General features: G+C 42.8%; 12 protein-coding genes and 4 tRNA genes. 12 read left to right on the top strand and 4 right to left on the bottom strand.

Annotation, left to right across the window (positions count from 1 at the left end):
* Nucleotides 1-5: 5 nt before the first annotated feature.
* The 3 genes from BKL49_RS09160 to nfuA all read left to right on the top strand — a co-directional run bounded on the left by BKL49_RS09160 (nt 6) and on the right by nfuA (nt 2,851).
* On the top strand, nt 6-1,394 hold the full coding sequence (locus BKL49_RS09160; RefSeq protein ID WP_077424737.1) for a type IV pilus secretin PilQ: 1,389 nt from the start codon (nt 6-8) through the stop codon (nt 1,392-1,394).
* Nucleotides 1,395-1,456: 62 nt separating this feature from the next.
* Entirely contained in the window at nt 1,457-2,167 is a 711-nt protein-coding gene (locus BKL49_RS09165; protein ID WP_167367138.1) for a ComF family protein, read from the top strand.
* Between the two features lie 99 nt (nt 2,168-2,266).
* Nucleotides 2,267-2,851 (top strand): Fe-S biogenesis protein NfuA, encoded by a 585-nt coding sequence (gene nfuA, locus BKL49_RS09170; protein WP_077424739.1) that lies wholly within the window; start codon nt 2,267-2,269, stop codon nt 2,849-2,851.
* 108 nt (nt 2,852-2,959) lie between these two features.
* Here the strand turns inward: nfuA and BKL49_RS09175 are convergent, their stop codons facing one another.
* The 3 genes from BKL49_RS09175 to BKL49_RS09185 form a co-directional block, all read right to left on the bottom strand.
* A complete protein-coding gene (locus BKL49_RS09175) occupies nt 2,960-4,315 on the bottom strand; it encodes an MFS transporter (protein WP_077424741.1) in 1,356 nt (451 codons plus the stop codon).
* A 158-nt stretch (nt 4,316-4,473) separates the two neighbouring features.
* Entirely contained in the window at nt 4,474-5,232 is a 759-nt protein-coding gene (gene udp / locus BKL49_RS09180) for a uridine phosphorylase (protein WP_077424743.1), read from the bottom strand.
* A 176-nt stretch (nt 5,233-5,408) separates the two neighbouring features.
* Nucleotides 5,409-6,908, bottom strand: a complete 1,500-nt coding sequence (locus BKL49_RS09185) for a helicase HerA-like C-terminal domain-containing protein (RefSeq protein WP_077424745.1) — start codon at nt 6,906-6,908, stop codon at nt 5,409-5,411.
* 121 nt (nt 6,909-7,029) lie between these two features.
* Between BKL49_RS09185 and BKL49_RS09190 the strand changes: the two genes are divergently transcribed.
* The 5 genes from BKL49_RS09190 to citC are packed head-to-tail and all read left to right on the top strand — an operon-like array spanning nt 7,030 to nt 10,486.
* Nucleotides 7,030-7,698: an MOSC domain-containing protein gene (locus BKL49_RS09190; RefSeq protein WP_077424747.1), complete on the top strand. Its 669-nt coding sequence runs from the start codon at nt 7,030-7,032 to the stop codon at nt 7,696-7,698.
* The gene (locus BKL49_RS09195) at nt 7,691-8,164 is read left to right on the top strand and encodes a YchJ family protein (protein WP_077424749.1); all 474 of its coding nucleotides are present in this window, start codon (nt 7,691-7,693) and stop codon (nt 8,162-8,164) included. Before BKL49_RS09190 ends, BKL49_RS09195 begins: the two co-directional genes overlap by 8 nt.
* Entirely contained in the window at nt 8,161-8,994 is an 834-nt protein-coding gene (locus BKL49_RS09200; protein WP_077424751.1) for a virulence factor BrkB family protein, read from the top strand. The genes BKL49_RS09195 and BKL49_RS09200 overlap by 4 nt, the downstream gene beginning before the upstream one ends.
* Entirely contained in the window at nt 8,991-9,425 is a 435-nt protein-coding gene (gene dtd, locus BKL49_RS09205; protein WP_077424753.1) for a D-aminoacyl-tRNA deacylase, read from the top strand. The genes BKL49_RS09200 and dtd overlap by 4 nt, the downstream gene beginning before the upstream one ends.
* Entirely contained in the window at nt 9,425-10,486 is a 1,062-nt protein-coding gene (gene citC, locus BKL49_RS09210; protein WP_077424756.1) for a [citrate (pro-3S)-lyase] ligase, read from the top strand. The genes dtd and citC overlap by 1 nt, the downstream gene beginning before the upstream one ends.
* 43 nt (nt 10,487-10,529) lie before the next feature.
* Here the strand turns inward: citC and coaA are convergent, their stop codons facing one another.
* Entirely contained in the window at nt 10,530-11,465 is a 936-nt protein-coding gene (gene coaA, locus BKL49_RS09215; protein ID WP_077424758.1) for a type I pantothenate kinase, read from the bottom strand.
* 183 nt (nt 11,466-11,648) lie between these two features.
* Between coaA and BKL49_RS09220 the strand changes: the two genes are divergently transcribed.
* The 4 genes from BKL49_RS09220 to BKL49_RS09235 all read left to right on the top strand — a co-directional run bounded on the left by BKL49_RS09220 (nt 11,649) and on the right by BKL49_RS09235 (nt 12,034).
* A tRNA-Thr gene (locus BKL49_RS09220) sits at nt 11,649-11,724 on the top strand.
* 30 nt (nt 11,725-11,754) lie between these two features.
* A tRNA-Tyr gene (locus BKL49_RS09225) sits at nt 11,755-11,839 on the top strand.
* Between the two features lie 41 nt (nt 11,840-11,880).
* Nucleotides 11,881-11,955: transfer RNA gene (locus BKL49_RS09230), tRNA-Gly, on the top strand.
* 3 nt (nt 11,956-11,958) lie between these two features.
* Nucleotides 11,959-12,034 (top strand) — tRNA-Thr (locus BKL49_RS09235).
* The last annotated feature ends 119 nt before the right edge of the window (nt 12,035-12,153 follow it).

A 12,153-nucleotide genomic window follows, 5' to 3' on the forward strand; every position in this document is an offset into this window, starting at 1 on the left:
AAAAGATGAAAAAGTGGTTTAAAAAGTGCGGTCTGTTTTTTCTGAGTTTTTGTTGCAGTGCCTTAATGGCGGCAGAGTTTCAAGAAAATCAGGTATTTTTTATTCGCTTAAAGCAGGCACCGCTTGTCTCAAGTTTGCAAGAACTTGCCGCCGTGCAGGGAACAAATTTAATTATTGATGACGAAATTGAAGGCACGCTTTCACTGCAATTAGACAATGTGGATCTTGATCGGGTATTGCGTTCGGTGGCAAAAATGAAAGGGCTATCCTTACGTGTGGAGGACGATATTTACTATTTAGGCAAACGAAGTGTGGCGGAAACTTTTGCTTCCAGTTATATGGAAGCCTCGCAAGGTGTTGCAAATGAAGCCTTGAAAGGAATGAAAGCCAATGAACCACAGTTGGTGAGCCACACGGTGAAATTACATTTTGCCAAAGCCTCGGAAGTGATGAAATCGCTCACCACCGGTAGCGGTTCGCTTTTATCGGCACAGGGAAGTCTCGCCTTTGATGATCGTAGCAATGTGTTGATTATTCAAGATGAGGTGAAATCCGTTAAAAATATGTTGAAGCTCATTGCGGAGTTGGACAAACCCATTGAACAAATCGCCATAGAGGCGCGCATTGTTACGATCACCGATGAAAGTTTGAAAGAGTTGGGGGTACGCTGGGGACTTTTTGCCTCTACGGAAAATGCCTATCGTGTTGGTGGAAATTTAGCGGCAAACGGATTTTCCAATTTAACGGATAATTTGAATGTGAATCTGGCAACCAATAGCACCCCTGCGGGATCTCTTGCTTTGCAAGTCGCCAAAATTAACGGACGATTATTAGACTTAGAATTGACCGCACTTGAGCGTGAAAATAACGTAGAAATTATCGCCAGCCCGAGATTGCTCACCACAAATAAGAAAAGTGCGAGCATTAAGCAAGGGACGGAAATTCCTTATGTGGTAACAAATGGCAAAAATGATACGCAGTCTGTGGAATTTCGAGAAGCGGTATTAGGGCTTGAGGTAACACCGCATATTTCTAAAGACAATAATATTTTGTTAGATCTGCTGGTTAGTCAAAATTCGCCGGGAAACCGAGTATCTTACGGGCAACAGAATAATGAAGTGGTGTCTATCGACAAGCAGGAAATCAACACGCAGGTTTTTGCCAAAGACGGTGAGACGATAGTGTTGGGTGGGGTCTTTCACGATACCATTACCAAAGCCGAGGATAAAGTGCCGGTGCTGGGCGATATTCCACTGGTGAAACGATTATTTAGCAAAGAAAGTGAACGCCATCAAAAACGTGAACTGGTTATATTCGTCACACCGCATATTCTGAAACAGGGCGAAACGTTGGAAAGTTGGAAACAAAAAACCAAAATCGGGCAGGGAAAATAAAAGTGAGGTTAAATTTTCCTCTGTTTTTTCAACGAATAAATAATCATCTTCCCACCTTAAAAATGCATCAAAAAATACCCTTTTCCGTAGCGGCATTTTTTCGGTTTGCTTGCGTGCTGTGTCAATCCCCATTAAAGCAAGGGGCAAACGGATTATGTTCCGGCTGCCAACGAAAAATTCCGCATTATACCTATTGCGGTGGTTGCGGTGCGTCCTTGCAACATTTTTCCCGTCATTGCGGTCATTGCCGACAAAATGAACCGGCGTGGGATCGCTTGGTGATTGTGGGGCATTATTGCGAACCGATTTCTTATTTAATTCATCGCTTTAAATTTCAAAAACAATTCTGGCTTGACCGTACGTTAGCACGATTATTGTTGTTGGCGGCTTATGAGGCAAGGCGAACGCACGGTTTGCATTTTCCTCAAGCCATTATTCCTGTTCCGCTCTATCACCTTCGTCAGTGGCAACGTGGTTATAATCAGGCGGATTTAGTGGCGAAAGTATTAAGTCGATGGCTTGAAATTCCTTGTTTATCCCATATTGTCAAACGGATAAAACATACCCACACACAACGTGGTTTAACCGCCACCGCACGCCGCCGAAATTTGAAAAATGCTTTTGAAGTGGATTGCAGCAAGCCTTTTCCTTATCAACGTATTGCGCTGGTGGATGATGTGATCACCACCGGTTCTACGCTTAATGAAATCGCCAAGCAACTGCGTAAATTAGGTGTACAGGAAATTCAGGTTTGGGGATTGGCACGAGCGTAATTGGGTTTTACGATAAAGGGGATGTTGATAAAAAAGTGGAAAAAATATGGCGGTAGGCGTATCATCTCCGACAAATTTTCTCAAGTATTAAGGAATATTATGGAACATATTGCTATCTCGGAAGCGGCACAGGCGCATTTTCGTAAATTATTAGACACGCAAGAAGAAGGGACGAATATTCGTATTTTTGTGGTAAATCCCGGCACACCTCACGCAGAATGTGGCGTTTCTTACTGCCCGCCAAATGCGGTGGAGGAAAATGATACGGAAATGCAATATGATGGTTTTTCTGCCTTTGTAGATGAGGTGAGTTTGCCATTTTTAGAAGAAGCAGAAATTGATTATGTAACGGAAGAATTGGGTACACAACTTACATTAAAAGCACCCAATGCCAAAATGCGTAAAGTGGCAGATGACGCCCCATTGATTGAACGTGTTGAATATGTGATTCAAACCCAAATTAATCCACAATTAGCCGGACACGGCGGACGTATTACACTGATTGAAATTACCGAAGACGGTTACGCTATCTTACAATTCGGTGGTGGGTGTAACGGTTGTTCTATGGTGGACGTGACATTAAAAGACGGTATTGAAAAACAATTGGTCGGCTTGTTCCCGAATGAATTAAAAGGCGCGAAAGATATTACCGAACATCAGCGTGGGGAACATTCCTATTATTAGGAATGTATGTTGCTAATCAAAGGTTTTGGCTAAAAGGGCGAGGATGAATTTCCTCGCCTTTTCTTTTATTCATATTTTTTTCGGTTGATGCTGTTCTTCTGAAAATGCTTATTTCATATTCAGAATTTTTTGCAAACCACGGTGGGATAAATAGCAGAAAACAAAGCACATTACCGCACCACACATAATGGTGTAGAAACCGCTGCTCCAACCAAATTTATCCACCATAAAGCCGAATAAGGTTGTGCCGAATGTCGAGCCGACAATATAACTCATAAATCCACGCAGCCCCACCGCAGAGCCTAGCGCGAAACTCGGTATGACTTCCATTGCCTGCACGGCAACCATTGATTGAGGAATGTACACCAAACAGCCGACAATGGCAGAAAAGAAAATGAGGGCGAAAATCGAATCGGAATTCATATAGCCAAAGACACAGAAAAAGACCATGGTCATACAAATCATTGGTAAAAACATTATTTTTCCGCGGAAGAATTTATCAATTAACCAGCCTGCCACGAGGGTGGAAGGAATCGCCGCCCATTCAAAAATCATAAAGGCAGCCCCCATATCTGTTTTGGTGAGGCCTTTTTCTTTTAAGAGGTAAAGCGGAATCCAAGTGAGCATTCCAAAGCGAACCATATAGGTGAAAATATCGACACCAACGAGAAACCAAGAATTCGGATTTTTCAGCACGAATTGATAGAAAATTTGAAGTGCGGTCATATTTTCCGGTTTTTTGGCCAAATGCCCTTTCAATTTTGTATTAACGGTTTCTTCATTGTACATTTCTTCAACGGTTGGAAGCCCTTCTTCCGCAGGACGGCGTTTAACGAAAAATAGCACAAGAAAGACACCGATTAATGCAATAAGGCTTGGCACAACGTAGGTGGATAATTCCCATTTTTCCGTCCCGAAATAAGCCAAACTTGCCCCAACGATTGGCGCAACGATTCCGCCGCCTAAGTTATGAGAGACATTCCACGTTGTACTGGCACGCCCACGTTGGCTGCGGGGATACCAATATCCCACGGTAATAATAGAAGGGCCAACGCCCATTCCTTGGAATACGCCTAATAAAATGACAAGCGCAACAAACAAATAAAAGCCCGTTGAGAAGCCCATCATCATATTCACGATAATACAGAGTGTTAGCCCCACCGCCATAAAATAACGTGGATTGGCTTTATCCGCCAAGATACTCATCGCCCCTTTACTGCAACCGTAAGCAATTAAAAGAGAGGAAGTGAGCAAGCCTATTTGGGTTTTGGAAAGTTCCAGTTTTTCGGCAAGGTAAGGCGTGGAAAGCACAAAATTGTTACGCACAATGTAGTAACACATATAGCCGATAAATACCCCAATGAGAGAATGGAGTTGGTATTTTAGGTATTTATTTTTAATGTCGGTTGAATACTGAGAATTCATTTCTTTCATTCTTTTTGAAAGCGGTATTGCATTGTTCATTGGGAAATCCCTTCTAGTAAAAAAGGGGTAGAATTGTAATGAGAAAGGAAATCTTTTTTTGTGACTTACGTCATATTTTTAAAAATTGATCAGAAAAATAGAGACAATAAAGGCGTTTTTAATTTCTCTTTAGAAGATCAAAAACGCCTTTTTTTAGATTAAGCCAATAGTTTTCTTGCCCCTTCCACCACCACGGAAATGGCTTTTTCTTCCGTGTCTTTAATGGTGGCTTCATTCGGAATTTCTTGTTGGGTACGGTTTACAATCACTCCGGAAACCATACCGCCACGCAATCCTAAGGCATTACACATTGTAAATAAGGTGGCAGATTCCATTTCATAGTTCATTACATTGAGATCTTGCCATTGTTTGAGTGAGCCTTGGTACGCAGGATAGACTTTGCCGCTGTAAGTGTCGTAACGTTCTTGTCCCGGATAGAAAGTATCCGATGAGGCGGTAATCCCCACCAAAGGTTTGATTCCTTTTTCTTGCGAAGCGTTGAATAAGGCACTGACACATTCAAAATCGGCAACCGCAGGATATTCAAGGGGAGCAAAATGGCGGCTTGCACCGTCTAAGCGTACTGCGCCTGTCGTAATGAGAATATCGCCCACGTTAATGTGTGGTTGAATTGCACCGGTAGTGCCGATACGCAAGAAAGTACGCACGCCAAGTTGTGCTAATTCTTCCACACAAATGGAAGTGGAAGGCCCACCAATACCGGTAGAACACACCACAAGCGGTTGTCCGTTGAGATAGCCAAGCCAAGAGGTAAATTCTCTTGTACTGGTGAGAAATTCAGGATTCTCTAGGTGTTTGGCGATACGTTCGGTACGAGCCGGATCACCGGGAATAATGGCAAGGGTTGCCCCTTTTAATTGTGCTTTGGTTAAGTTTAAGTGAAATACATCTGACATTGTTTTTTCCTCATAAATGGCGGCAAAAATGACCGCACTTTTCTCTTATTTCGGTATTTTGTAGCCGTTGCACAAATTGAATTTCCGTTTTCCGACTATGACACCTTTTCCATAAGTGGAGAGAGGGAAACCGATGAATCACAGGCTGTTTTGTGTATTGGCTACATCATATCGCCCTATTTTTTTAATACGCCTAAGACACTGCGCATAATTTGTTTGGTTACTTGATTGCGAATGTTACGCCCTACGGATTTTGCCACGCTATTGACGATTTGCTCGGTTGGGCTAAGTTTTTCGCCCCGTTTTTGCGTGCCGAAAAGCATTCTGGAGAGGCTGCCTAAAATACCGTTTTCTTCTTCCGCTTGGGCTTGTTCTGCCTGTTTTTGTTGCACGGCGGCAAGATCGGCTTGTGCATTTAATACTTCAAAGGCGGATTCGTTATCCACATAATCTTTATAGAAAGGATAGAGATCATCATCTTTCACCCACGCCGTACGTTGTTCTGCACCAAGTGGGGTAAGTTGGCTTTTCGGGGGATAAATCGAGGCAATTTCTACCGGTGTTGGCATTCCTTTTTCATCTAAAAAAGACACCAAGGCTTGCCCCACACCAAGGGTGGAAATGCTTTCAACCACATTAACATTTGGATTTGCCCGAAATGTTTCCGCCGCCGATTTAACCGCTTTTTGATCACGCGGCGTGAATGCTCGGAGAGCGTGTTGTACACGGTTGCCTAATTGCCCCAGCACTGTATCCGGTAAATCTAATGGATTTTGCGTGACAAAATAAATTCCCACGCCTTTAGAACGAATGAGGCGAACAACCTGTTCCACTTTTTCCACCAATACCGCCGGCGCGCCATCAAATAATAAATGGGCTTCATCAAAGAACATCACGAATTTAGGTTTGTCCGGATCGCCGACTTCAGGTAATTGTTCAAACAGTTCGGACATTAGCCAGAGCAAGAACGCACTGTACATTCTCGGGGAATTAATCAGCTTTTCCGAATTGAGGACATTAATCACGCCTCGACCATCTCGGGTTTGTAACCAATCCTCCAAATTGAGTGCCGGTTCGCCGAATAAATGGGTTGCCCCTTCATTTTCAAGGGTGAGCAAAGCACGTTGAATTGCCCCCACACTTGCCGCAGAAACATTGCCATATTCCACTTGGAAGGTTTTGGCATTTTCCGCCACATATTTCAGTATTGCACGGAGATCTTTTAAATCAATCAGTAATAAGCCTTTATCGTCCGCAACACGGAAAACCAAATTTAACAAGCCTTCTTGGGTGGCATTAAGGTTTAACAGACGAGCGAGTAATAACGGCCCCATTTCCGAAATAGTGGTACGCAATGGAATACCGGTTTCACCGAATACATCCCAAAAAGAAGTGGGATAGCCGCTCAAATAGCCTTCTCCGCCCAGCTCAAATTGCGTGATACGTTCTGCAATTTTGCCGCTCAATGATCCTGCTTTCACAATGCCGGACAAATCGCCTTTTACGTCCACTAAAAATACAGGTACGCCGTCATCACTAAATGCCTCAGCCATTTTGCGTAAAGTAACGGTTTTCCCCGTGCCGGTCGCACCGGCGATTAAGCCGTGACGGTTTGCCATTTTGGCGGTAATGCCGAGTGTTTGTCCCTGTTCTGTGCGGGCAAGATCGTATTGCATAAATGTTCCTTTCTTTCGTGGTGTGAATTGGGTGAGATCATAAGGAAAAAATAAAGTGCGGTCAAAATTTAAGTGATTTTACGGTATAATTTTGCCCGTTTTTATAGAAAAGGGAAAAGCAATGTCAAACGCAGCAGTTTTGGTGATTAAAATCGGACAGGTTGAGCAACTGACTTTCGATGACGGTACAACTTATGAAAGTGCCATTCGTAAACAGCCGGTGGCAAGGGTAAAGGTTCGCACACTGGGGGCGGAAGGCAACGAAGTAGGATTGAAAAAACATCACGGTGGCGTAGATAAAGCGTTATTTTTTATGTCGAGCGTGTCATTTTCCGCTTTAAATAATTTATTAAACGAAAATTTTTCTTATCGCGGTACTGCCATCTACGGTGAGAATGTTGTGGTTTCCGGTTTTGATGAAGATTCGGTTTGCGTGGGTGATCGTTTCAAAATCGGTTCTACGCTGGTGGAAGTGTCGCAACCACGCAAACCTTGTGAACGTTTATCCAAAAACACCAATCATCGCGAAACACAGAAAATCGTTCATCAATCCGGTTGGACAGGGTGGTATGTGCGTGTGATTGAAGAAGGGGAAATAACACAAGGTGATGAACTCATTTTACAACATCGCCCTTATCCGCAATTTACCATTCGGGCGTTAAATCGCTTATTATCGGCTTCGCCCTCTGCGGCAGCACTTGAACAAGCCCTTACCATTGATGAATTGGCGGAAGCTTTCAAACGTTCACTTCGTTCCCAATTAACTAAAACCAAACGCAAAAATGACTGATAAAACAACCGCACTTTGCCCTTGCCAATCGGCAAAAAATTATGAAGATTGCTGTGGCGTATTTCATTTACATCAAGCCTTGCCCGACACCGCAGAACAACTTATGCGTTCCCGTTATTCCGCCTATGCGTTGAAAAAAATGCCTTATATTGTTGAAACCACCGTGCCAAACCAGCAGGCATTATTAGATGTACCGCTTTTGCAGGAATGGGCGGAGACCACCCATTGGCTGGGGTTACAAATTCTCAATACGGAAACCTTGAGCAAAACACAAAGTGCGGTGGAATTTAATGCACTTTTTCAAGGTGAAGAAGGTGTGCAATCTCATCAAGAGCGGTCAATTTTTGTGAAGATCAACGGACGTTGGTATTTTATTGATCCCACCGTGCCGTTGCCTACAATGAAGCAGCCCTGCTTGTGCGGTTCGGGAAAAAAATTTAAACATTGTTGCGGAGCGTGGCTATGACAAGATTACTTTATTTTTTCCAACGCTTTTGGCAGCGTTTTAACGAAAACAAATTAACACAGGCGGCGGGATCGCTCACTTACAGCACAATGCTTGCCATCGTTCCTTTAATTATGGTAGCATTTTCAATTTTCTCGGCATTTCCGGTATTTAATGAAGTCACGGGAGCGTTGAAAGAATTTATTTTTACCAATTTTGCGCCTTCTGCGAGTGATGTGGTGGGACAATATATTGATGAATTTGTGAACAATTCTAAGCAAATGAGTGCGGTGGGGATTATCAGTTTAATTGCCGTGGCATTAATGCTGATTAATTCCATTGATCGCACCCTCAACGGCATTTGGCAAGATACCACCAATCGCCCGATTTTCACCTCTTTTGCGATTTATTGGCTTATTTTAACCCTCGGTCCGGTGCTTATCGGCACAAGCATTGCGGCAAGCACTTATGTGAAAGCAATGTTTGAACAATCGGAAACCCTCTCTTTCGGGTTGAAATTGCTTAGTCTTGTGCCTTTTCTTTCCACTTGGTTTATTTTCACTTTGGTATATATGGTGGTACCGAATAAAAAAGTAAGTATTAAAGATTCTGCCGCCGGTGCATTAATTGCGGCGATTTTTTTCACCTTAGGCAAGCAAGCCTTTACGTGGTACATCACCACCTTCCCTTCCTACCAACTGATTTATGGGGCAATGGCAACCTTGCCGATTATGTTGTTGTGGATTCAGCTAAGTTGGACGGTGGTATTATTGGGTGCGCAATTAGCCGCGGTGTTGGCGGAAATGAGACGTAAGAACGCACAAATCAATGAAAATAAGGAAACGCAATGATTGCATTAATTCAACGTGTTACACAAGCCAAAGTGGATGTAGATGGGGAAACGGTAGGGCAAATTGGCAAAGGATTATTGGTGCTGCTTGGGGTCGAAAAAGACGATGATCAGGCAAAAGCCGATAAACTGGCGGAAAAAGTATTGAATTACCGCATTTTTAGTGATGAAAACGACAAAATGAACCTCAATGTGCAACAAGCCGGCGGGGCGTTGTTGATTGTGTCGCAATTTACCTTAGCTGCAGATACACAAAAAGGGTTACGCCCCAGTTTTTCCAAGGGGGCAGCACCTGCATTGGCGAATGAACTCTATACCTATTTTTCACAAAAATGTGCCGAAAAAATTTCCGTTGAAAACGGGCGGTTTGCTGCCGATATGCAGGTGAGCCTGACAAATGACGGGCCGGTAACCTTTTGGTTGAGTGTTTAATGATGACTTATTCCATTGGCTCTGTTGCCCTTTCCAACCGTGCTACGCTCACACAAATTGACGGATTGCTTGCGTTGGAGGGGATTCGGCGTGATCCGCATTTAGATTACATTGCCGCAATGTTTGATGATGATTTTAATGTGGTTGCCACAGGCAGTTGTTTTGGCAACACATTACGTTGCTTGGCGGTATCGAAAAATCATCAAGGCGAAGGCTTAATGAATCAAATGATCACCTATTTGATCAATATTCAAATGGAACGGGGCAATACCCATTTATTTCTTTACACAAAATGCGAAGCGGCAAAATTTTTCCAAGATCTCGGCTTTCGGGAAATTGTACGCATTCCCCATCAAATTGTTTTTATGGAAAACAAACGCAATGGCTTTGAGGATTATCTCAATCGGCTTAAAAGTGCGGTCGAAATTTCCCCTGTTTTTGAAAAGCAAAAAATTGCTGCATTAGTGATGAATTGCAATCCGTTCACCCTTGGACATCAATATTTGGTGGAAAAAGCGGCGGCTGAAAATGATCTCGTACATCTTTTTATGGTGAGTGAGGATAGCAGTCTTTTTCCTTATGAAGTGCGTAAAAAGTTGATTCAAGCCGGCACGGCACATTTGCCGAATGTTGTATTGCACGACAGTGGTTCTTATATCATTAGCCAAGCGACTTTTCCGAGCTATTTTCAACAAAATGATGATGCCGTCATCAAAAGCAATGTGGAAATTGATTTACACATTTTTGTGCGAATCGCCCACGCCTTAGGGATTCAACGCCGTTATGTGGGCGATGAACCTTTCAGCCACGTGACAAATCTTTATAATCAAGCAATGCAACAAAAATTGCCTGAATACGGCGTGGAATGTTGTGTTATTGAACGTAAAGCAAAAGAGGGTTTGGCAATCAGTGCCTCCGCCGTTCGGCAGGCAATCAAAGCGGATAATTGGGCGTTGGTGAAACAACTTGTTCCCCAAACTACCTTTGATTTTTTAACAAGCGATGAAGCCAACCCCATTATTGAAAAAATCAAACACACGGAAAATGTGGTGCATTATTAGGAAAAGTGCAGTTAAAAATTCCCTTAAAATTGACCGCACTTTTCTATTTCCTCAGTTTTACCACTTCAACGGCGTGATTCGCACCTTTCGTTAATATTAGGTTTGCCCGTTCTCGGGTGGGCTGGATATTTTCCCGTAAATTTAAGCCATTAATATTTTCCCAGATTTGATCAGCAATGGTTATCGCTTCTTGTTCTGAAAGGGCGGCGTAATGCTTAAAGTAAGAATTGGGATCGGTAAAGGCACTTTGGCGAAATTTCAAAAAACGTTTGATGTACCATTCTTTTAGCAGACGTTCTTCAGCATCAACATAAATGGAAAAATCCACAAAATCCGATACAAATGTTTGATTGCATTTGTTCCCACCGGTTTGCAGTACGTTCAATCCTTCCAAAATAAGAATATCGGGTTGATTCACTTCATTGAATTCATCGGGAATGATGTCGTAGGTGAGATGTGAGTAAATCGGTGCTTTGACGTGCTGTTTACCGGATTTTATCTCTGCCAAAAAATGGATGAGCTTTGCGGTGTCATAAGAAACAGGAAACCCTTTCTTTTGTAATAAGTTGTCTTTTTTGAGTTTTTCAAGTGGGTGAAGAAAGCCGTCAGTGGTGATGAGATCAACATTTCGTTCTGTTGGCCAATGTGAAAGAAGGGATTGCAGGATACGCGCGGAAGTGCTTTTTCCCACAGCAACGCTGCCGGCAATACTAATGATATAAGGCACTTTGCGATTTTGTCCGCCAAGAAAGCGGTTGAGTACCGTTTGGCGGCGGAGATTTTCATCTATGTAATAATTAATCAAACGTGCGAGAGGTAAATAAATTGTGCTGACTTCATCCAGTGAGAGTTCTTCGTTAAAACCGAGTAGGGGTTTTAGATCTTGTTCGGTGAGTTTTAAAGGGACGGATTTTCGTAAATTTGCCCATTGCTCACGGTTAAAACTTAAAAAAGGAGTGAGTTGATTTGAAATTTCCACGATTTGATGAAGTAAATTTATTGAAAAATTGTTGAGAAATATACCTTATAAGCGCTACCTATGCATTGTTTTTCTCTGATTTTGCTTGTAATTTAGTCGAACAAATAAAAAAATAAATTTTTTTAGAAAAAAAACTTGTCAGGTAAACTTTTTTCCATATAATACGCCTCACTTGCTTACGACGCCGACTTAGCTCAGTAGGTAGAGCAACTGACTTGTAATCAGTAGGTCATCAGTTCGATTCCGATAGTCGGCACCATTCTTCCGTGAACAAGTATTCATTGAGTGTGGAGGGGTTCCCGAGCGGCCAAAGGGGGCAGACTGTAAATCTGTTGGCTCAGCCTTCGAAGGTTCGAATCCTTCTCCCTCCACCATCTTTTAGATGAATCTGATGGGACAGACGAATTTAGGACTTGCGGGCATCGTATAATGGCTATTACCTTAGCCTTCCAAGCTAATGATGCGGGTTCGATTCCCGCTGCCCGCTCCAAACGCTGATATAGCTCAGTTGGTAGAGCGCACCCTTGGTAAGGGTGAGGTCGGCGGTTCAAATCCGCCTATCAGCACCAGCCTTAGAATTCTCTTCCTTTTATCAATAGTAAATAATTTTATTGGTTAATGTGGTTTATTTACCCATCGATAACCGTGTCTATTTAGAGGGACTCTTTAAATGTCTAAAGAAAAATTT

This window comes from Rodentibacter myodis, assembly GCF_001999305.1.
Lineage (GTDB): Bacteria > Pseudomonadota > Gammaproteobacteria > Enterobacterales > Pasteurellaceae > Rodentibacter > Rodentibacter myodis.